The organism is Streptomyces sp. NPDC002926 (genome assembly GCF_053591755.1).
In genome coordinates, this window is record NZ_JBSFUK010000005.1 from 139,077 (window position 1) to 158,286 (window position 19,210).

Below are 19,210 nucleotides of genomic sequence, written 5' to 3' on the forward strand. Positions count from 1 at the left end.
GCGGGGGTTTTCCCCACCATGGGGGCGCCTTGCGGCCATCTTCGGAGTGCGGGGCGCGGGGCGCCGGACGCGTCGGGGCGGGGGGTTCGGGGGCGGGCTGCCGGATGCCGGACGCGTCGGGGTGGGGCGTTCGGCCGAGGGCTGCCGGACATCGCAGCGCGGGCTGCGGCACGCGAGGTGTCAGCGCCTGCCGCGCTCGCGCCAGGGCAGCTCCGCCGTGACGACGGTCGGCCCGCCTACCGGCGAGTCCAGAACGAAGAGCCCGTCCACCGCCCCCAGTCGCTCGGCCAGACCTGCCATGCCCGTACCGCCGTCCAGTGACGCACCGCCGCGTCCGTCGTCCTGGACCTGGATCAGCAACCGCTCGTTCGCCCGCCAGACATCCACCGAGACGTTCTTCGCCTGCGCGTGCTTGCTGACGTTCTGGAGCAGCTCGGAGACCGTGAAGTACGCGATGCCCTCGATGGCCTCGGCCGGCCGCTCCGTCAGATCGACCGTCACCTTCACCGGGGCCGTACAGCGTGCGGCGACGGAGGAGAGCGCTGCGTCCAGTCCGCGGTCGGTCAGTACGGCGGGATGGATGCCGCGGGCCAGATCGCGCAGCTCCTGGAGCGCCAGCTTCACTTCGCCGTGCGCCTCGTCGACCATCGCCGCGGCGGCGGCTGTGTCCAGCGCGTCCCCGCTCAGCTTCTCCTTGGCCAGACCGAGCCCCATGGCGAGTGCCACGAGCCGGGCCTGTGCGCCGTCGTGAAGATCGCGCTCGATACGGCGCAGATCCGCCGCGGCCGTGTCGACCACCACGCCACGGTCCGACTCCAACTCGGCGATACGCCGCTCCAGTTCGTCGGAGGGGGAGAGCAGACCGCGGACCATCGCCCGGTCGGCGTTGGTCAGTCCGCGCACGATGAAGGGGAGTACGGGCCAGAGCACGAACAAGCCCACCAGCGTGATCGTGAAGGTCAGCACGCCCCAGGGCAGCCGGATGAAGGAATACAGCACCGACCGCCACGCCACCGGGTCCTTCAGGCCCGCCCACAGCCAGGGGAAGATTCCCTCGCGGCGCCGGGATCCGCGCAGCGGGCTCGGCTCGTCCATCCGTACACCGAGCAGCGCGCGGGCCCGGGCCCGCTCCGCCTTGCCGAGCCCGCGCGCGCCCGCGAGTCCCAAGGCGAGGAGCGGCAGACCGATCACCGTCACCGACAGTGCCGCACCGGTGGAAATCATGAACACCACGTAAACAAACCCGGCCAGGGCGATCGGCAGATTGGCGAGGAGATACGCGATCTCCGTCCAGGTGTGGCGGCCGAAGGCGAAGCGCGCGGGTGGCGGCCGGTCGTTGTCGGGAACGGCGATGCTTGCGGTCATGCGCCCACCCTGCCGGGCCGGGTCGCCGCACGCCATGGGGTACATGGGTGGGACGAAGTAGGGATAACCCCACCTGATGCGAGACGTGACTGCTTACCGTCTCTTTAGCAGGGCCTAGACTCGCGTGCGTAGAGATCGTCGAATAGATCGTCGAATAGATCACCTAGATCATCAACGAGCTCAGGGAGCGAGGGGCGGACGTGCCGGAACCGACCGTGGCCGTGCTCGCGGCGGACCACTTCGCCAGCTATTTCGAGAGCTATTCGGTTGTCGGACTGCTCGCGCTGATCGGCGTGCTGTTCGTCGCCGTGGCCTTCGGGGCGGGGCGGCTGCTGCGGCCCGTGGTACCCACGCCGGAGAAGCTGCTGACGTACGAATGCGGAGTGGACCCGGTGGGGGAGGGCTGGGCGCACACCCAGGTCCGCTACTACGTATATGCCTTTCTGTACGTGATCTTCGCCGTCGACTCGATCTTCCTCTTCCCGTGGGCGACGATCTTCGCCGCCGCCGGATACGGCGCGACGACGCTCGTGGAGATGTTCATCTTCCTCGGCTTCCTGGCCGTGGGTCTGCTTTACGCATGGAAGAAGGGCGTCCTGACATGGACGTGACCCCGGAGATCCCCTCGACCACGGAGATCCCCTCCACCTCGACCGCGAGGACCCCGCAACTCCTGCCGGAGCCGAAGCGCCTGGGCGTCCTCTCGCGCCTCGCCCCGGAACCCATGAAGGTGGTCCTCAACTGGGGTCGCCGCTACAGCCTGTGGGTCTTCAACTTCGGGCTCGCCTGCTGCGCGATCGAGTTCATCGCCGCCTCGATGGCGCGCCACGACTTCATCCGGCTCGGCGTGATCCCCTTCGCGCCCGGCCCGCGCCAGGCGGACCTGATGGTCGTCTCGGGCACCGTGACGGACAAGATGGCGCCCGCGGTGAAGCGCCTGTACGAGCAGATGCCCGAGCCCAAGTACGTCATCTCCTTCGGGGCCTGCTCCAACTGCGGCGGCCCGTACTGGGATTCGTACTCCGTGACCAAGGGCGTCGACCAGATCATTCCGGTCGATGTGTACGTGCCCGGCTGCCCGCCGCGGCCCGAGGCGCTGCTGCAGGGCATCCTGAAGCTGCAGGAGAAGATCGCGCGCGAGTCGCTGAGCGAGCGGTACTCCGAGCGTCCCTCCGCCGCTGCTCTGCAGAGCGGCCTGGTGCGGCCGCCGGCCGCGCCGGTTCCGGGCACGGGTCCGGCTCCGGGGGAGAGTGCCGAGTGACCGCCACCGCCTACGACCGCCTTCCGGAAGCCGCCGCCGAGATCTTCGGCGAGGAGGCCACCGCCGAGCGGGCCTACGACCTGCTTACGGTCGACGTCCCCGTCGGCTCCTGGATCGCCGCGCTCGAGATCGCACGCGACAAGCTGGGCTGCACCTATTTCGACTGGCTGAGCGCGGTCGACGAACCGGGCACGGGCTTCCGGGTCTGCGCGCACGTCGTGTCCCTCGAGGGCCGGAGCGTGCGCCGCCTGATGGTGCGCACCACGGTCCCGCACGAGGCACCCGAACTCCCGTCCGCCGTCGAGATCTACGCGGGCGCCGCCTGGCACGAGCGTGAGACGCACGAGATGTTCGGCGTTTCCTTCACCGATCACCCGCACCTTGTCCCGCTGCTTCTGCCGGACGGTTTCGAGGGCCACCCGCTGCGCAAGGACTTCGTCCTGGCGGCCCGGGTCGTGAAGGCGTGGCCGGGCGCGAAGGAGCCGGGGGAGTCGGAGCACGGCGGCCCCAAGCGCCGCCAGATGCTCCCGCCCGGCGTCCCGGACCCGAACGAATGGGGCCCCCTCAAGGGCCAGCTCCCGCCTGCCCCCGCCCGCCCGGCGAGGGCGGGGCGCACGGCCGCCGCCACCGGCGACCGCCCGCCGCGTCGTGCCCGTAGCGTCTCGGAGGGCTCGGCGTCCCAGGCACCGGAGGCGACGCCGACGACCCCCGAGGCCCCGGCCGCTCCGGCCACGCCTCGTCGTGCCCGGAGCGTGTCGGAGGGCTCGGCGGCGCAGCGGACGGAGTCGACGGAGGTCAAGCCCGCGACGCCCAGTGAGCCCGCGACGCCCGAGGCGCATTCGCAGGAGTCGGCGAAGGGGACCCGCGATTCGGCAGCCCCCTGGCACAAGCCGCGCCCCGCCTTCGACGACGCAGCCGCACCTGAGGCGCCGGCACCTGAGGCTCCCGTGGCAGAGGTCTCGGCACCTGAGGCTCCCGTGGCAGAGGTCTCGGCATCTGGGGCTCGGGCACCTGAGGCTCCCGCGGCAGAGGCTCCGGCACCTGCGGCGCCCGCACCTGGGACTCCCGTGGCAGAGGGCCCGGCACCCGAGGCGCCCGCGGCTGGGACTCCCGCACCTGAGACTCCGGCATCTGGGGCTCCCGCACCTGAGACTCCCGCGGCAGAGGCTCCGGCACCTGAGGCGCCCGCGGCTGCCGAAGAACCCGCCCGCACCGGGCCCGCCCCGGACGGACCCACCCCGCCCGAGACCGACGAATCCGCACCCGGCTCGGCCGAACGCCCCGGAGGAGACGCGTGAACGACGCTCTCGACGTCGCCAGCCGGCTGGTCATCATCTTCGCCGTGTTCCTCGTCCTTCCTCTCGTCATCGGGCAGACCGAGCACAAGGTGATGGCCCATATGCAGGGCCGCCTCGGCCCCATGTACGCGGGCGGATTCCACGGCTGGGCCCAGCTCGTCGCCGACGGTGTGAAGTTCGCGCAGAAGGAGGACGTGGTCCCGGCCAACGCCGACCGCCGTATCTTCCAGCTCGCCCCCGCCGTCGCCCTCCTTCCGTACCTCCTTGTTCTGGTCGCGATCCCGATCGGCCCGGGGGAGAGCGCGGTCGGGATGGTCGTCGACGCGGGCATCTTCTTCGTGCTCGCCGTGATGGGTATCGGGGTGCTCGGCTCGCTGATGGCGGGCTGGGCCTCGGCCAACAAGTTCTCCCTCCTGGGCGGTCTCCGTACCGCCGCGCAACTGCTGGCGTACGAGCTGCCGATGCTGCTGACCGCCGCCTCCGTCGCCATGGCGGCCGGCACCGTCTCGCTGCCCGGCATCCTGAACGCCTTCGAGTGGTGGTGGCTGCCCTGGCAGATCGTGGGCGCCATGGTCTTCTTCGTCGCGGGCCTCGCCGAACTCCAGCGCCCACCGTTCGACATGCCGGTCGCCGACTCGGAGATCATCTTCGGTGCGTACACCGAGTACACCGGCCTTCGTTTCGCGCTTTTCCTGCTCGCCGAGTACGCGGGCATCGTCGTCCTGTGCGCTCTGACCACCGTCCTTTTCCTGGGCGGCTGGCACGGCCCGTTCGGGGCCGACGGCCTCGGCTGGGTCTGGACCCTGCTCAAGACGGCCGTGCTCGCCTTCGTCGTCATCTGGCTTCGCGTGACCTATCCACGGATGCGCGAGGACCAGCTGCAGAAACTCGCCTGGACCACGCTCGTCCCGCTCGCCCTCGCCCAGATCGCCCTCACCGGCATCGTGAAGGTGGTGATCCAGTAATGCCTCCGATCCCCGGATCCGGCCTCGCGAAGGGCCTCGCCGTCACCCTGCGGACGATGACGAAGAAGACCGTCACCGCGCAGTACCCGGACGTCCAGCCCGAACTCCCGCCCCGCAGCCGCGGCGTGATCGCTCTCTTCGACGAGAACTGCACGGTCTGCATGCTCTGCGCCCGTGAGTGCCCCGACTGGTGCATCTACATCGACTCCCACAAGGAGACGGTCCCGGCCGCGGCCCCCGGCGGCCGCGAGCGCAGCCGCAATGTCCTCGACCGCTTCGCCATCGACTTCGCGCTCTGTATGTACTGCGGTATCTGCATCGAGGTCTGTCCGTTCGACGCGCTGTTCTGGTCCCCGGAGTTCGAGTACGCGGAGACGGACATCCGCGAGCTCACCCATGAACGCGACAAGCTCCGCGAGTGGATGTGGACGGTGCCCGCGCCGCCCGCGCTCGATCCGGCCGCCGAGGAGCCGAAGGAGATCGGCGCCGCCCGCAAGGCGGCCGAGAAGCTCGCGGCCGCGCAGGCGGAGGCGGAGGCCACCACCGAGCCACCGGCCGACGGCACCACCACCCGAGCCGACGGCACCACCCGGGCCGGGAGCACCCCACCGTCCGACGGCAGCCCACCGGCCACGCCGCCCGCGGGCGAGGGAGGCCCGGCATGATGCTCGCCGCAGCCGGAACCCACGGCTTCCTCTCCCCGACGGGCGTCGAGATCGCCTTCGTCCTCGTCGGCCTCGCCACACTCGGCGCGGCCGTCATAACCGTCAGGACCACGCAGCTGGTGCACGCGGCCCTCTGGCTGGTCGTGGCGCTCGGTGGCCTCGCCGTCGAGTACCTGCTGCTGACGGCGGAGTTCATCGCCTGGGTGCAGGTCCTGATCTACGTCGGTTCCGTGGTCGTCCTCCTTCTCTTCGGGCTGATGCTCACCAGGGCCCCCATCGGCCGCTCCCCGGACGCCGACTCCGGCAACGGCTGGGTCGCCCTCGCCGTGGCAGTTGCCGCCGGGGGCTCCCTGGTCTGGGTGGTCGTGGACGCGTTCCGTACGACCTGGATCGACCTGGACGGTCCGGCCCAGGGCTCCACCCGGGTGTCCGGCGAGATCCTTTTCCGGCACTGGGTGCTGCCTTTCGAGGCGCTCTCCGTACTGCTGCTCGCCGCCCTCGTCGGCGCGATTGTCCTGTCCCGCAAGGACGCCAAGGATCCCGAGGGGAAGAGCTGATGCACCTCGCCTATCCCGCCGTGCTCGCCGTCCTCCTTTTCAGCGTCGGGCTGTTCGGAGTACTCGCACGCCGCAACGCGATCCTTGTGCTGATGTCCGTCGAGCTGATGCTCAACGCCGTCAACCTCAACCTCGTCGCCTTCGACGTCTGGCTGCGCGACACCCTCCACGCCGGCCAGGCGCTCACCCTCTTCACCATCGCCATCGCCGCCGCGGAGATCGGCATCGGCCTGGCGATCGTCCTGTCGGTCTACCGCAACCGCGGAACCTCGGACGTCGACAGACTCCGCGACACGGTCGAGGGCCCGGACGACACCCCCGACGTTCCCGACGCGACTGCCCCGGCGAACAAGGCGGAGGCCGCCGCGTGACCACCACGACCCTCGCTGTCCTCGTCCCCCTCCTTCCCTTCCTGGGCGCCGCGGCCGGTCTGTTGCTCGGCCGCATCGCCCCCGGTTTCGTACGGCCCCTGGCCGTCCTGCCGACCCTTGCCGCGGCCGCCATCGCCGTCGTCGTGGCGATCCGCCAGGGCGGGGGGAAGGCGATCGACGTCTCCACTCAGCTCACCCCCACCGGGTCGGTCCCGATCGACCTCGCCCTGTACCTCGACGGATTCGCGGTCCTCGTCGCCGTGCTGGTCGGGGTGGTCGCGTCGTGTGTGCAGATCTACTCGACGGGTTATCTCCGCGACGACCCGCGCTACCCGTCCTACGCGGCCCTCGTCTCCCTCTTCACCTCCGCGATGCTGCTCGTCGTCTACTCCGGCGACCTGATGGTCCTCATGGTCGGCTGGGAGATCATGGGCATCTGCTCGTACTTCCTCGTCGGCCACTACTGGGAGACGGCCGAGGCGCGCGCCGCCTCCCTCAAGGCCTTCCTGGTGACCAAACTCGGCGATGTCCCCTTTCTGATCGGCCTGTTCGCGCTCGCTGCCGACGCCGGCACGTTCCAGATCACCGGGATCCTCGGCTCCGTCGAGGCCGGTGGCATCCAGCACCCCACCCTCGTCGCGCTGCTGCTCCTCGCGGGTGTGGCGGGCAAGTCGGCGCAGTTCCCGCTGCACACCTGGCTGCCCGACGCGATGGCGGGCCCCACCCCCGTCTCCGCGCTGATCCACGCCGCGACGATGGTCGCGGCCGGTATCTACTTTGTCGCCCGTCTCCTTCCTGTCTTCGCCGCTTCCGCGGCGGCCCTCATCGTCCTCGCCGTCATGGCCGCGATCACCATGGTCGGCTCGGGGCTCGCGGCCCTCGCCCAGGACGACATCAAGCGCGTCCTCGCCTACTCGACGATCGGCCAGCTCGGCTATATGTCGGGTGCCCTGGCCGTCGGTGACCGTGGTGCCGCCGTCTTCCACCTCATGTCGCACGGAGCGTTCAAGGCACTGCTCTTCCTTGCCGCCGGCGTGATCATCCACGCCTCCGGCACCAACTCGCTCGCCACCATGTCCCGGATGAGCGGCCTCGCGAAGCGCGTTCCCGACGCCTACTGGACGATGACCATCGCCCTGTTCGCGCTCGCCGCGATCCCTCCCTTCGCCGGCTTCTTCTCCAAGGAAGCCGTCCTCGTGGCCGCCGAGCACGCCGCGCTCGGCGAAACCGACATCGCACCCGGGGCCGCTGGGTGGACAGTGCTCGTCGCAGGTCTGCTGACCGCCCTCCTCACCGCCGCGTACGCGACCCGCCTCTGGCTGCTCACCTTCCGCGGCCGAGGAGCCGAGGCCCCCGAACACCGCAGGGAGCCCATCGCCATGAACGCCGTGCTCTGGGTTCTGGCCATCCCCTCACTCGGTTTCGGGCTGACTCTGGCCTACATCGACGACTGGTTCGACGGCCGCGGCCTCACCCCGACCGTCACCACCGCCGTACTCGGCACCGGTATCGCCCTCGTCGGCGGACTCGTCACCTATGGCACCTGGCGCGCCCTGCAGTTCCGGCAGGGCCCCGCTCCCACGCCCCTGGGTGCTGTTGCCGCCCACCCGGACGCCGCGCCGTCGGTTTCCGAGGCCGAAGCCATCGCCGCCCACACCGCCGCCTTCGGCGATGCCGCGGCCGCCCCCGATCCGAGCGACCCCGGCCGCCTCCTGCTCGGCCCGCTCCACCGCCACGCCGCAGTCGGCTTCCACCTCGACGCCGTCTACTCCGCTCTGTTCGTACGCCCCGTCCTGGCCGCCGCCCAGCTGGTCCGCTTCCTCGACCGCGAGGTCGTCGAGACATACGTACGCGGCTCGGGTACCGGAGCGGGCTGGCTCGGCGCCGCCGTGCGCCGAGCCCAGACCGGAAATGTGCAGACCTACCTCGGCGCGCTGCTTGCCGGTTCCGTCGCCCTGGCGATCGCCGCCGTCGTCCTTGCCAACGTCAACGCCGGATCGTGAGCCGTGATCGATATCAGCGAGTCCGTGATGCAGTTCCTTCTCGCGTTCATCGTCGTCGGCCCGCTCGTCGGTGCCGCGGCCGCGCTCCTGCCCGCCCCGCCCGGCCTGCGGGGCAAGGGCCCCGACCAGGCTGTCCTGCGCCACGGCGTGACCGTCACCGGTGTCATCCTCGTCGCCGCGATCGTCCTGGCCCTCGGCTTCGACCATGACAACCCGTCCAGGATGCAGGCCACGACGGACATCAGCTGGATCGCCGCACTCGATGTGCGGATCCACTTGGGCATTGACGGCATTTCTCTCCCCCTTGTCGTCCTGACCGCGCTGCTGACCTTCCTCTGCGCGCTGTACAGCTACTTCAAGATGCCTTCGGGCCCGTCCCCGAAGGCCTTCGTCGCGCTGCTGCTCGTCCTCGAATCCGGGACTCTCGCGACCTTCGCCGTCCTCGATCTGCTGCTCTTTTTCCTGGCCTTCGAGATGGTCCTCATCCCGATGTACTTCCTCATCGCCCGCTGGGGCGGCGAGGCACGGCAGGCCGCCGCCTGGAGGTTCATCCTCTATACGCTGCTCGGCTCCGTCGTGATGCTGCTCGGCCTGCTGCTGATCGGGCTGAAGACCGGCACCTTCGACATGGTGGCACTCGCCACTGACAACGGCCGTGAGCTCACCGCATCCGTGCAGGTCATCGCGGTTCTGGCGATCGGTATCGGCCTTGCCGTGAAGACGCCGATGTGGCCGCTGCACAGCTGGCTTCCCGACGCCCACACCGCTGCGCCGACCGTCGGCTCCGTCCTCCTCGCCGGCGTGCTGCTGAAGATGGGTACGTACGGATTCGTCCGTATCGTGCTCCCCATCGCCCCCGACGGTATGCGGACCTTCGCGCCGTATCTCGCCGCCTTCGCCGTCGCCGGCATCATCTACGGATCCCTCGCCTGCCTCGCACTCGCCAAGCAGGGCGCGGGTGGCGATCTCAAGCGCCTGATCGCGTACTCCTCCGTCGGCCACATGGGCTTCGTGCTCCTCGGCATCGCCACGATGACCCCCACCGGCGTCAACGGCGCGCTCTTCGCCAACATCGCCCACGGCCTCATCACCGGCCTGCTCTTCTTCCTGGTCGGAGCACTCAAGGACCGTTACGGCACCGCCGACCTCGACACCCTCGCCGGCGCGACCGGCGCCGCGCTCTACGGCCGCGCTCCGCGCCTCGGCGGTTTCCTCGCCTTCGGCGCCGTCGCCTCCCTCGGTCTGCCCGGCCTGGCCGGCTTCTGGGGCGAGATGCTCGCGATGTTCGGTGCCTTCGACCCCGCCGAGGGCCTCAGCCGCCCCGCCTTCCTCACCTTCATGACGATCGCCGCCTTCGGCACGCTGCTCACCGCCGCGTACCTCCTCGTCGTCGTACGCCGTGTCTGCATGGGCGCGAGGCCCGCCGAGGAGACACCGGAGCTCGCCGACATCCAGTCGTACGAATTCGCCGCCTGGACCCCGCTCGTCGCCCTCACCGTCCTCGCCGGACTGTGGCCCGCGGTCCTCCTCGGCCTCACCGACCCCGCCGTGCAGAAGCTCCTCGCAGGAGGCAAGTCGTGACCGTGGCAGCCGACAGTGTCACCAGCCTCGTCCAGTCCGTCGACTGGCTCGCGATCGCGCCGCCCACCATCACCGCGGTGGTCGCCCTGATCGTGCTGGTCGCCGACCTCTTCGTGCCGGAGAAGCGCAAGCAGCTGCTCGGAGCAGTCGCGATCGCCGGCCTCGCCGTCGCGCTCGTCACCCTCCTGCCGCTGCGCAAGGGCAACCGCGCGACGTTCTGCCTCACGACGGACACCGACGCCTGCAGCTACACAGCCGATCACTTCGCGCTGGTCATCCAGTTCCTGGTGCTCGGGGGTGCGCTGCTCACCGGGCTGCTCTCGCTCCACGACACCAGGAAGAAGCTTCCCGCAGGGGAGTTCTGGTTCCTGCTGCTCTCCTCCGCGGCCGGCGCCGCCCTGCTGCCCGCCTCGCGCGACCTCGCCACCCTCGTCGTCGCCCTCGAGGTCGCCTCGCTGCCCGCCTTCGCGCTCGTCGGCCTGAGGCGCGGGGACCGGCTCTCGAGCGAAGCGGCGCTCAAGTTCTTCCTCTCCTCGGTCACCGCGACCGCGGTGATGCTCCTCGGCGTGAGCTTCGTGTACGCGGCGACGGGCACCCTCCACCTCACGCAGATCGCCGCCGGGCTCGACAACGTCCCTGGTCAGCTGGACACCGTCGCCAAGACAGGCGTCGTCCTGACCCTCGTCGGCTTCGCCTTCAAGACGGCCGCGGTCCCGTTCCACTTCTGGGTCCCCGACACCTATGTGGGCGCTCCGCTGCCCATCGCCGCGTACCTCTCCGTCGTCGGAAAGGCGGTCGGTTTCTCCGGCCTCATCCTGGTGACGGTCATCGCGTTCCCCGGATACGCGGACGTCTGGGGTCCGGCCATCGCCGTCCTCGCCGGTCTCACCATGACGGCGGGCAATGTCGCGGCGCTGCGCCAGTCGGCCACGCGCGCGTGGAGCGCGGTACGTCTGCTGGCCTGGTCCTCCGTGGGGCAGGCCGGCTACCTCCTGGTGCCGATCGCGGCCGCCGCGTACTCCACCGACGACCAGATCGGCGCGACCGTCGCGTACGCCCTGATGTACGCCGTGGTGAACCTCGGGGCCTTCGCGGTCGCGGCGCTCGTCGCCCGTACGAAGCCGCTGAACCGGATCTCCGACTACCGTGGCCTCTACGCCACCCGGCCGTTCGCCGCCCTCGCCATGGGCTTCTTCCTGCTCTGTCTGGCCGGTCTGCCGCCCGGCATCATCGGGCTGTTCGCCAAGGTGACCGTCTTCTCCTCGGCCGTCGACGCGGGCCTCGGCTGGCTGGCCGTCATCATGGCCATCAATGTCGTGATCGCCCTCTACTACTACCTGCAGTGGACGGCGATCCTCTTCCGCACCCCCGAGGCCGCCACGGAGCCCGCCGAAGAGGATGCCGAGAAGGCCGAACCGGTCCGCAGGAGTGCCCCCACGCCCATCACGGTCGCCATCGTCCTGACCGCCGTCGCCGGCGTCGTCCTCTCCGGCTATCCCGAGCTGGTCCTTCGCTTCGCGGCGAGCAGCCTGTTCTGAGCGCGCCACCCGAACGGCCCAGTCCAGGGCCGGAAGCACAAGGGAACTAGCGTCCTTCGCCTGGCGTTGACCAGTAGAGAAGGGTCCACTGGTGAGTGGAGCACCACCACGCAAAGGGTTCCCCTGCCGCACCATTTGGAGGGCGTACCGTGCACCGCCGGCACAACGGGCTGAAGACCGCCGTACTCCTCGGAGGACTGTCCGCACTCATCCTCGTCATCGGCAGCTTCTTCGGCCGTACGGGCCTGCTCATCGCGCTCGTCGTGGCGCTCGGCACCAACGCGTATGCCTACTGGAACAGCGACAAGCTGGCTCTGCGGGCCATGCGCGCCCGTCCCGTAAGCGAATTCGAGGCACCCGCGCTCTACCGCATCGTCCGCGAGCTCTCGACCGCCGCCCGCCAGCCCATGCCCCGCCTCTACATCTCGCCGACCCAGGCCCCCAATGCCTTCGCCACCGGCCGCAACCCGCGCAATGCCGCGGTCTGTTGCACCGAGGGGATCCTGCGGATCCTCGACGAACGCGAGCTGCGCGGCGTCATCGGCCACGAGCTGAGCCACGTCTACAACCGCGACATCCTCATCTCCTCGGTCGCCGGCGCGCTCGCCTCCGTGGTGATGTTCCTGGTGAACTTCGCCTGGCTGATCCCCATCGGCCGTTCCGACGACGACGACGGGCCGGGCCTCGTCGGCATGCTGCTGCTCATGATCCTGGGCCCGCTGGCCGCTTCCGTGATTCAGCTCGCCGTCAGCCGCTCGCGCGAGTACGAGGCCGACGCCTCAGGCGCTCAGCTCACCGGAGACCCGCTCGCCCTGGCAGGCGCCCTGCGCAAACTCGACGCCGGTACGAAGCAGTTGCCGCTGCCCGCCGAGCCGCGACTCGAGACCGCGAGCCACATGATGATCGCGAATCCCTTCGGCCAGGGCCAAGGTCTCTCCAGAATGTTCTCCACCCACCCACCGATGACTGAACGCATCGCCCGACTCGAGCAAATGGCAGGTCACCGACCGTGAAGACAATCCTGAACGTCATATGGCTGGTCCTGAGCGGCTTCTGGCTCTTCCTCGCCTATCTCCTTGCCGGCGTCCTTCTCTGCATCACGATCATCGGCATCCCATTCGGCCTGGCCGCGTTCCGGATCGGTGTCTACGCTCTTTGGCCCTTCGGCTACACCGTGGTCGAGCGGCACGACGCGGGCGCGCCGTCCTGCGTCGGCAATGTGCTGTGGCTCGTCCTGGCGGGCTGGTGGCTGGCGCTCGGCCATATTTTCACCGGCATCGCCCTGTGCCTCACGATCATCGGCATCCCGCTGGGCATCGCCAACTTCAAGCTGCTCCCGGTCTCCCTGCTGCCCTTCGGCAAGGAGATCGTCCGCACGGACCAGCCGTTCACCTCCCAATAGCCACGAGGCGGGAGTGGCCGGGGTGGCCGGGTGGTCAACTGCCGGGCAGTACGCGCCGGTCCACCGATGTGAGGCCTCAGCGCCCCCGCACCCCGTACACAGCCGCGCCCACCGCCAGTACCGCAGTGCCCGCGATCACGGACGAAAGCGGTAGCGCGAAGGCCAGCACCAGGCAACCCACGAGGCCAGTACTCGCCACAACACGGCTCCGGGAACTCAGGGTCCAGGCCGAGGCGTTGGCGATTGTGTAGTACACCAGCACTCCGAACGACGAGAAGCCGATCGCCCCGCGCACATCCGCCGTCGCCGCCGCCACCGCGACGACCGCTCCCACGGCCAGCTCCGCGCGGTGCGGCACCTGGAACCGCGGGTGCACAGCGGCCAGCGCTCCCGGCAGATGGCCGTCCCGTGCCATTGCCAGCGTCGTACGGGAGACGCCGAGAATCAGCGCGAGCAGAGACCCGAGCGCCGCCACCGCGGCCCCCACCTGAACGACGGGCGCCATCCACGGGGCGTCCGCCGCACGTACGGCATCGGCGAGCGGAGCCGTCGCCCTTCCCACATCAGCGACTCCCAGCACAGAGAGGACCGAAACCGCGACGCACACATAGACCAGCAGCGCGATCCCCAGCGCCAGTGGGACGGCGCGCGGAATGGTCCGTGCCGGATCGCGCACCTCCTCGCCCAGCGTGGCGATCCGCGCGTACCCGGCGAAGGCGAAGAACAGCAGCCCCGCCGCCTGCAGCACCCCGACGGCCGAGGCGTCCGCGCCCACATCCAGCCGTCCGAAGTCCGCAGCCCCCGATCCGAGGGAGACCACCACGACCGCAGCGAGGACCGCCAGCACCACCGACACGATCGCCCGCGTCAGCCAGGCCGATTTCTGAACACCCCGGTAGTTCACGGCAGTCAGCGCCACCACCGCGGCGACCGCCACCGCATGTGCCTGGGCCGGCCACGCATATGCTCCGACCGTCAGCGCCATCGCCGCACACGACGCGGTCTTCCCCACGACGAATGCCCAGCCCGCCAGATACCCCCAGAACTCGCCGAGCCGCTCCCGTCCGTACACATAGGTACCGCCGGATTCCGGATACAGCGCGGCGAGCCGTGCCGACGACATGGCGTTGCAGTACGCGACCACCGCGGCCAGCGCCAGCCCGAGCAGCAGTCCCGACCCGGCCGACCCGGCCGCCCCGGCCGCCGGGCCCAGTGCCACGAAGATGCCCGCCCCGACCATCGACCCCAGCCCGATCACGACCGCGTCGAAGACCCCCAGTGACCGCCGCAACTCCTCCGCCATGCGTCGCAGGCTACTGATCTCCGCAACCGCGGCGCATCCGCCCGGCGTCCTCCACAGCAACACCGTACGAAAGGCAGGTTCACGGCATGGGAATCATCAGCTGGATCATCCTCGGACTGCTTGCCGGGGCCATAGCCAAGATCCTGCTCCCGGGACGTGACCCCGGCGGCCTGATCGGCACCACTCTCATCGGCATCGCCGGTGCCTTCACCGGCGGATGGATATCGGCCCGCTTCCTGGACCGGCCGATCACCAACGAGTTCTACGACGGCGCCACTTGGGCCGCGGCCATCGGCGGCGCGCTCGTCCTGCTGATCGCCTACCGGATCCTCTTCGGCCACTCCCGCTCGCGCTAGCCGGCGCTGCCGGGACCCGCAGTAGCCCGACCCGCCTGCCCCCGCCGAGAACCGTGGAGGACCCCGACCCCGGACTTCGGACCGGACCCCGCCCGGGGCCGGTCAGTCCGCCAGTCCCGTCTCCCGCAGGGTGATGTTCAGACGTCCACCGCTCATCCCCGTCGCCGGGTCGGCCGTCCCCGCGTACACCTTCGGCACCCCGTGGTACGCGAAGCGCGCCGGCCCTCCGAAGACGAACAGGTCTCCGGACGCCAGCTCCACATCCGTGTACGGCCGCCCTCGCGTCCCGGTGTTCCCGAATCGGAAGACGCAGGTGTCGCCGATGCTCAGCGACACCACCGGCGCACCGGACCGCTCTTCCTTGTCCCGGTGCATGCCCATCCTCGCCGCGCCGTCATAGAAGTTGATCAGCGCGGTGTCGGGGCTGTAGTCGGCGGGGGAGTGCCCCTGATCCCCGCCGTACGCCCCGACCAGCGCCGCACGCCCCAAATCCACCAGCCAGTCCGGGAATTCGGCGACCCGTGCGCCGTTCACATCGTCCGCGGTACGGGAGTACCGGTACGGCTGCCAGTGCCATCCGACGCACACGGTCTGTACGGACATCACGCCGCCGCCCGGCAGCGCGGTGTGCCGGAGCGGTACGGGACCGCGCGCCCAGGTCCGGCAGGCCTCGACCAGTTCCCGCTGCCGGTCCACGGGGAGCCACCCCGGCACATGGACGGCGCCGGGAGCGACGACCGCCCGTTCCCTGGGGAACAGGGTTCCGCTCACGATGCCGCCAGTGCGCCCTCGAGCCCGAGGAGTCGCCGCTTGCGCTCGATCCCGCCCGCGTACCCCCGAAGGGCCCCGTCCGTCCCGATCACCCGGTGGCACGGCCGTACGACCAGCAGCGGATTGCGGCCGATCGCGGTCCCCACGGCGCGTACACCCACCGCCGATGTGCCGACCCGCCGGGCGATCTCCCCGTAGCTCGCCGTCTCCCCGTACGGAATCTCCTCCAGCGCCTGCCACACCCGCCGCTGGAACTCCGTCCCGCCGTCGACGTACTCGATCTCGAAGTGCGTCAGCAGTCCCCCGAAGTACGACCTGAGCTGGTTGCCGATCTCCTCGAAGGCATCCGGGTCACGCCGCCACCCGTCCTGGACGACGACGGCGCCCTTCTGTCCGGTCAGCGAGAGCGAGGCGAGTGCGGTGCCGCCCTTCGCCGTGGCGGACTCCTCGCCGACCAGCAGCAATGCGCCCAGCGGGCTGTCGATGGTCGCGTAGACCGTCATGGCTTGTTCCCTTCCTCGCAGCGTGTCCTATTGCCCTACGCCTACGAGTCTGCGACCCCGGGCCCGCCGAAGCTGGCGGGATTCGGACGTCACGCCACACAGGACACCGCACAGGGCGGGGGCGGAGAGACCCGGTCGCTCCGCCCCCCGGTCCGCCCGGCGCGCGGCCGCCGGAGTCAGCGGTAGTTCACGAACTGCAGCGCGAACTCGAAGTCCTGCCCCTTCAGCAGCGCCTGCACGGCCTGCAGATCGTCCCGGCTCTTCGAGCTGACCCGCAGTTCATCGCCCTGGACCTGCGCCTTGACGCCCTTCGGGCCCTCATCGCGGATGATCTTCGCGACCTTCTTGGCGTTCTCCTGGGAGATGCCCTCCTCGATCGAGGCGAAGATCTTGTACTCCTTGCCGGACAGCTGCGGCTCGCCCGCGTCCAGCGCCTTGAGTGAGATCCCGCGCTTGACCAGCTTGGACTGGAAGACGTCGAGGATGGCGGTGACCCGCTCCTCGGAATTGGCCTGCATAAGGATCTTCTCGCCGGACCAGGCGATCGAAGCCCCGACGTTCTTGAAGTCGTAGCGCTGAGAGATCTCCTTCGCGGCCTGGTTGAGGGCGTTGTCGACCTCCTGCCGCTCGACCTTCGAGACGATGTCGAAACTGGAGTCGGCCATGTCCTGTGGCTCCTTGTATCGGGTGCGTGGAGGCGCGGCCGGAACTGCCCGAACCGCTCCCGCAAGCCTAGCCACCCGCACCCGTCCCGAGGGCTGATCAATCCGGTCGCCAAGCACCCCCGGGCATCAGGTATCGTTTACGTCGTTGCCACGGAGCACCACCCCACAGCGGGTGACATTCCGGGCGACATCCCATGGCGGTGTGCCCGAGTGGCCAATGGGAACGGACTGTAAATCCGTCGGCTCTGCCTACCCAGGTTCGAATCCTGGCGCCGCCACGTGATGACGATGGCCCCCGATCTGCGGAAACGCGGACCGGGGGCCATCGTCATGTACGGGATCAAGCAGGAGGCAGCAGTCCGGCTCGGGAGTCCCGAGCCCCTTCCGCCGCTTCGACCTCCGACATGCCGTCCATGGCGATGTCCATGAAGACCGGTCATGACGTCAAGGACCGTGCGGGGGCCGGAAATTCGTCGGGACAGCACCCAGTCGCTCAGTTTCCGGCAACGTCCTTGACCGCGACGGCGACGGGCACCGAGCCGCTGATCAGTTCCAGCGTCAGCCCGGCCGTTGCCGGCGACTCCACGAGCTCCGCGAGCACCGCTGCCACATCGTCACGCGGCACTGTCCCGCGGCCCGTCGAGGCTTTCAGCTGTACGAGACCGGTGCCCGCGTCGTTCGTCAGGGTGCCCGGCCGCAGAATCGTCCACTCCAGCCCGGACTTGGACCGTACGTAGGCGTCCGCGGCTCCCTTCGCCCGAAGATAGGCGTCGAACTCCGTGTCGCCCGGGTGCTGTGCGCCCGCGCCCATCGACGACACGACGAGGAACCGCCGTACGCCTGCCCGTTCCGCCGCGTCCGCGAAGAGCATCGCGGCGCCCTGGTCGACCGTCTCCTTGCGGACGATGCCGCTGCCCGGGCCCGCGCCCGCCGCGAACACCGCCGCGTCGGCGCCCTGGAGCACCGCCGCGACCTCCTCGACCGAGGCCGACTCCAGGTCCAGGAGGACCGGTTCGGCCCCCGCTGCCCGTAGGTCGTCGCCCTGTTCGGGCTTGCGGATGATGCCCGCGACCTCGTGTCCGCGCGCCGAGAGCAGCCGCTCAAGACGGAGCGCGATCTGACCATGTCCTCCAGCGATGACAATGCGCATGACTACGACGGTACGTCTCAAGCGCGGTGCTCGCTCAGGGACCGGAGTGCTCTCCGCGCACCGGCCGGTCGGTCCGGGGCGTGGCCGCGGCTCAGGGACCGGTGTCCGGCCGCCCCTGCCGCGGCAGTTCGAGCGCGACGGCGACCGCCGAGTCGCAGTACTCACGCACCGCGCTGGTACGGGCCACCACCCGCCCGCGGTGAATGACGATCCGGCTGTACGCGAGCGACAGCACGCCCGAGATCCGCTCGCCGCGCACCGCCAGCAGCTCCGCCGGGAAACCGGCCTCCACCCGCACCTCGGGGAGCCCCATCGCCTCCCGGGCGGACCCGGCCACGGCCCCGTACGCGTCCTTGGCCCGCATCCTGCCCTGCGAGGCCAGCAGGTACGCGGCCTCGAGCGGATCCCCGCGGCCCACCGGGTTCGAGACGTCCCGCAGCGCCCCGCTGCCCGCCGCGACCCGCACTCCGGCCGCGCGCAGCAGCCGCACCGGTGCGTTGCCCCGGTGTTCTACGGCCGCGCAGCCGCCCTGGGGCACACAGACCACCGTCACGCCGGCCGCCGCGAGCTGGTCGGCGACCCTGGACGCCGACTCGCGCGGCAGTCGGGCGAGCCCCGCGCACGGCCCGATCACCACTCCGGGCCGCAGCCCGCCCGCCATTGCCACCAGCCGTGCGAGCCGGGCCGGATCGTCGCCGTGGGTGTGCAGGTCGACGGGGCAGCCGTGCTCGGCGGCGACCTCCAGCACCGCTTCCGCGTACCCGGTCGGATCGGGATCGGCGTCCGGACAGCCGCCCACCACCCCGGCGCCCATCTTCACCGCGTCGCGCAGTATCGCCAGACCGTCCGCCCCGGCGACGCCCGTGAGCAGCCCGGGCACCGCGACGGCCGTCAGATCCGCCAGCCCGCGCAGCGAGCGTCGCGCCTGAAGCACCGCCTCGAGCGGGCCGAGGCCCTGCACATCTCCGATCCGTACGTGCGAGCGCAGCGCCGTCGCCCCGTGTCCGAGCTGCAGCAGCGCGGCCTCGGTGGCCCGCCGCTGGACGTCTTCGGTGTCGTACGAGACGGGGCCGGGGGAGTCGGCCGTGAGCGCGGTGTCGCCATGGGCGTGCGGCTCGGCGGGTGCGGGCAGCAGCAAATAGCCCCGCAGGTCCACGCGGGCGGAGTGCGGGGTGAGGCTGCCCGCGGTACCGACCGCCTCGATACGTCCGCCACTGAGCCGTACGTCGACGGTGCGGCCGTCCGTGAGCCGGGCGCCGCACAGGAGCAGCACAGTGGTGTCCGCGGTGGCGCCGTCGGGGGGCTGCGGCTGGCTGTCGGGCATCGCGCTCCTGCGTGGGGCGGTGGGGCTCGGGCGGCGTGACGAAGGGCAGGATCACGCAGCGTGAGACGAGCCTAGGGGCGCTCGGAGCGCGCTTCGCGGAGGAGCGCAATAGTCGTACCGATGTGGCCACCA

Annotated in this window: 20 protein-coding genes and 1 tRNA gene; 14 read left to right on the forward strand and 7 right to left on the reverse strand. The window is 70.3% G+C overall.

Annotated elements, in window-relative coordinates; translation table 11 throughout:
• Positions 1 to 180: 180 nt before the first annotated feature.
• Positions 181 to 1,365, reverse strand: coding sequence for a sensor histidine kinase (locus ACWDZ6_RS12120; RefSeq protein WP_451502787.1), 1,185 nt, complete (start codon positions 1,363 to 1,365; stop codon positions 181 to 183).
• 200 nt (positions 1,366 to 1,565) lie between these two features.
• On the opposite strand from ACWDZ6_RS12120, the gene ACWDZ6_RS12125 reads away from it, so the two are divergent.
• The 12 genes from ACWDZ6_RS12125 to ACWDZ6_RS12180 all read left to right on the forward strand — a co-directional run bounded on the left by ACWDZ6_RS12125 (position 1,566) and on the right by ACWDZ6_RS12180 (position 13,006).
• Positions 1,566 to 1,976: an NADH-quinone oxidoreductase subunit A gene (locus ACWDZ6_RS12125; protein ID WP_326651895.1), complete on the forward strand. Its 411-nt coding sequence runs from the start codon at positions 1,566 to 1,568 to the stop codon at positions 1,974 to 1,976.
• On the forward strand, positions 1,967 to 2,626 hold the full coding sequence (locus ACWDZ6_RS12130; RefSeq protein ID WP_451502788.1) for an NADH-quinone oxidoreductase subunit B: 660 nt from the start codon (positions 1,967 to 1,969) through the stop codon (positions 2,624 to 2,626). Before ACWDZ6_RS12125 ends, ACWDZ6_RS12130 begins: the two co-directional genes overlap by 10 nt.
• Positions 2,623 to 3,924, forward strand: a complete 1,302-nt coding sequence (locus ACWDZ6_RS12135) for an NADH-quinone oxidoreductase subunit C (RefSeq protein ID WP_451502789.1) — start codon at positions 2,623 to 2,625, stop codon at positions 3,922 to 3,924. Before ACWDZ6_RS12130 ends, ACWDZ6_RS12135 begins: the two co-directional genes overlap by 4 nt.
• Positions 3,921 to 4,889 carry a complex I subunit 1/NuoH family protein gene (locus ACWDZ6_RS12140; RefSeq protein WP_451502790.1) on the forward strand — a complete coding sequence of 323 codons (969 nt, stop codon included), beginning with the start codon at positions 3,921 to 3,923 and terminating at the stop codon, positions 4,887 to 4,889. The genes ACWDZ6_RS12135 and ACWDZ6_RS12140 overlap by 4 nt, the downstream gene beginning before the upstream one ends.
• Positions 4,889 to 5,554: a NuoI/complex I 23 kDa subunit family protein gene (locus tag ACWDZ6_RS12145; protein ID WP_451502791.1), complete on the forward strand. Its 666-nt coding sequence runs from the start codon at positions 4,889 to 4,891 to the stop codon at positions 5,552 to 5,554. The genes ACWDZ6_RS12140 and ACWDZ6_RS12145 overlap by 1 nt, the downstream gene beginning before the upstream one ends.
• Positions 5,551 to 6,111: an NADH-quinone oxidoreductase subunit J family protein gene (locus ACWDZ6_RS12150; RefSeq protein WP_451502792.1), complete on the forward strand. Its 561-nt coding sequence runs from the start codon at positions 5,551 to 5,553 to the stop codon at positions 6,109 to 6,111. The genes ACWDZ6_RS12145 and ACWDZ6_RS12150 overlap by 4 nt, the downstream gene beginning before the upstream one ends.
• On the forward strand, positions 6,111 to 6,482 hold the full coding sequence (gene nuoK, locus ACWDZ6_RS12155; RefSeq protein WP_451502793.1) for an NADH-quinone oxidoreductase subunit NuoK: 372 nt from the start codon (positions 6,111 to 6,113) through the stop codon (positions 6,480 to 6,482). Before ACWDZ6_RS12150 ends, nuoK begins: the two co-directional genes overlap by 1 nt.
• Positions 6,479 to 8,485: an NADH-quinone oxidoreductase subunit 5 family protein gene (locus ACWDZ6_RS12160; protein ID WP_451502794.1), complete on the forward strand. Its 2,007-nt coding sequence runs from the start codon at positions 6,479 to 6,481 to the stop codon at positions 8,483 to 8,485. The genes nuoK and ACWDZ6_RS12160 overlap by 4 nt, the downstream gene beginning before the upstream one ends.
• Before the next feature lie 27 nt (positions 8,486 to 8,512).
• The gene (locus ACWDZ6_RS12165) at positions 8,513 to 10,066 is read left to right on the forward strand and encodes an NADH-quinone oxidoreductase subunit M (RefSeq protein ID WP_451502963.1); all 1,554 of its coding nucleotides are present in this window, start codon (positions 8,513 to 8,515) and stop codon (positions 10,064 to 10,066) included.
• On the forward strand, positions 10,063 to 11,604 hold the full coding sequence (locus tag ACWDZ6_RS12170) for an NADH-quinone oxidoreductase subunit N (protein WP_451502795.1): 1,542 nt from the start codon (positions 10,063 to 10,065) through the stop codon (positions 11,602 to 11,604). Before ACWDZ6_RS12165 ends, ACWDZ6_RS12170 begins: the two co-directional genes overlap by 4 nt.
• A gap of 149 nt (positions 11,605 to 11,753) precedes the next feature.
• Positions 11,754 to 12,617, forward strand: a complete 864-nt coding sequence (htpX, locus tag ACWDZ6_RS12175) for a zinc metalloprotease HtpX (RefSeq protein ID WP_366731009.1) — start codon at positions 11,754 to 11,756, stop codon at positions 12,615 to 12,617.
• Positions 12,614 to 13,006: a YccF domain-containing protein gene (locus ACWDZ6_RS12180; protein WP_351444938.1), complete on the forward strand. Its 393-nt coding sequence runs from the start codon at positions 12,614 to 12,616 to the stop codon at positions 13,004 to 13,006. The genes htpX and ACWDZ6_RS12180 overlap by 4 nt, the downstream gene beginning before the upstream one ends.
• 76 nt (positions 13,007 to 13,082) lie before the next feature.
• Here the strand turns inward: ACWDZ6_RS12180 and ACWDZ6_RS12185 are convergent, their stop codons facing one another.
• Entirely contained in the window at positions 13,083 to 14,309 is a 1,227-nt protein-coding gene (locus tag ACWDZ6_RS12185; RefSeq protein ID WP_451502796.1) for an APC family permease, read from the reverse strand.
• 86 nt (positions 14,310 to 14,395) lie between these two features.
• Here ACWDZ6_RS12185 and ACWDZ6_RS12190 point away from each other — a divergent pair, with 86 nt between their 5' ends.
• Entirely contained in the window at positions 14,396 to 14,665 is a 270-nt protein-coding gene (locus ACWDZ6_RS12190) for a GlsB/YeaQ/YmgE family stress response membrane protein (RefSeq protein WP_326651910.1), read from the forward strand.
• 102 nt (positions 14,666 to 14,767) lie between these two features.
• Here the strand turns inward: ACWDZ6_RS12190 and ACWDZ6_RS12195 are convergent, their stop codons facing one another.
• The 3 genes from ACWDZ6_RS12195 to ACWDZ6_RS12205 form a co-directional block, all read right to left on the reverse strand.
• Positions 14,768 to 15,436 carry an alpha-ketoglutarate-dependent dioxygenase AlkB family protein gene (locus ACWDZ6_RS12195; protein ID WP_451502797.1) on the reverse strand — a complete coding sequence of 223 codons (669 nt, stop codon included), beginning with the start codon at positions 15,434 to 15,436 and terminating at the stop codon, positions 14,768 to 14,770.
• A complete protein-coding gene (locus tag ACWDZ6_RS12200) occupies positions 15,433 to 15,939 on the reverse strand; it encodes a methylated-DNA--[protein]-cysteine S-methyltransferase (protein ID WP_451502798.1) in 507 nt (168 codons plus the stop codon). Before ACWDZ6_RS12200 ends, ACWDZ6_RS12195 begins: the two co-directional genes overlap by 4 nt.
• A gap of 176 nt (positions 15,940 to 16,115) precedes the next feature.
• The gene (locus ACWDZ6_RS12205; protein ID WP_326651914.1) at positions 16,116 to 16,604 is read right to left on the reverse strand and encodes a YajQ family cyclic di-GMP-binding protein; all 489 of its coding nucleotides are present in this window, start codon (positions 16,602 to 16,604) and stop codon (positions 16,116 to 16,118) included.
• Positions 16,605 to 16,800: 196 nt separating this feature from the next.
• Here ACWDZ6_RS12205 and ACWDZ6_RS12210 point away from each other — a divergent pair.
• A tRNA-Tyr gene (locus tag ACWDZ6_RS12210) sits at positions 16,801 to 16,882 on the forward strand.
• Positions 16,883 to 17,097: 215 nt separating this feature from the next.
• Here the strand turns inward: ACWDZ6_RS12210 and ACWDZ6_RS12215 are convergent.
• Complete coding sequence (locus ACWDZ6_RS12215; protein WP_451502799.1) at positions 17,098 to 17,754, reverse strand: SDR family oxidoreductase; 657 nt, start codon at positions 17,752 to 17,754, stop codon at positions 17,098 to 17,100.
• A 91-nt stretch (positions 17,755 to 17,845) separates the two neighbouring features.
• Positions 17,846 to 19,078 carry an amidohydrolase family protein gene (locus ACWDZ6_RS12220; RefSeq protein ID WP_326651918.1) on the reverse strand — a complete coding sequence of 411 codons (1,233 nt, stop codon included), beginning with the start codon at positions 19,076 to 19,078 and terminating at the stop codon, positions 17,846 to 17,848.
• Between the last annotated feature and the right edge of the window lie 132 nt (positions 19,079 to 19,210).

What these genes read in the sequence shown, in the direction of transcription:
- ACWDZ6_RS12120 (WP_451502787.1), bottom strand. Translation starts at nt 1,365, where the DNA reads ATGACCGCAAGCATCGCCGTTCCCGACAACGACCGGCCGCCACCCGCG.
- ACWDZ6_RS12130 (WP_451502788.1), top strand. Translation starts at nt 1,967, where the DNA reads ATGGACGTGACCCCGGAGATCCCCTCGACCACGGAGATCCCCTCCACC.
- ACWDZ6_RS12145 (WP_451502791.1), top strand. Translation starts at nt 4,889, where the DNA reads ATGCCTCCGATCCCCGGATCCGGCCTCGCGAAGGGCCTCGCCGTCACC.
- ACWDZ6_RS12150 (WP_451502792.1), top strand. Translation starts at nt 5,551, where the DNA reads ATGATGCTCGCCGCAGCCGGAACCCACGGCTTCCTCTCCCCGACGGGC.
- nuoK (WP_451502793.1), top strand. Translation starts at nt 6,111, where the DNA reads ATGCACCTCGCCTATCCCGCCGTGCTCGCCGTCCTCCTTTTCAGCGTC.
- ACWDZ6_RS12165 (WP_451502963.1), top strand. Translation starts at nt 8,513, where the DNA reads ATGCAGTTCCTTCTCGCGTTCATCGTCGTCGGCCCGCTCGTCGGTGCC.
- ACWDZ6_RS12185 (WP_451502796.1), bottom strand. Translation starts at nt 14,309, where the DNA reads ATGGCGGAGGAGTTGCGGCGGTCACTGGGGGTCTTCGACGCGGTCGTG.
- ACWDZ6_RS12190 (WP_326651910.1), top strand. Translation starts at nt 14,396, where the DNA reads ATGGGAATCATCAGCTGGATCATCCTCGGACTGCTTGCCGGGGCCATA.
- ACWDZ6_RS12200 (WP_451502798.1), bottom strand. Translation starts at nt 15,939, where the DNA reads ATGACGGTCTACGCGACCATCGACAGCCCGCTGGGCGCATTGCTGCTG.
- ACWDZ6_RS12205 (WP_326651914.1), bottom strand. Translation starts at nt 16,604, where the DNA reads ATGGCCGACTCCAGTTTCGACATCGTCTCGAAGGTCGAGCGGCAGGAG.
- ACWDZ6_RS12215 (WP_451502799.1), bottom strand. Translation starts at nt 17,754, where the DNA reads ATGCGCATTGTCATCGCTGGAGGACATGGTCAGATCGCGCTCCGTCTT.
- ACWDZ6_RS12220 (WP_326651918.1), bottom strand. Translation starts at nt 19,078, where the DNA reads ATGCCCGACAGCCAGCCGCAGCCCCCCGACGGCGCCACCGCGGACACC.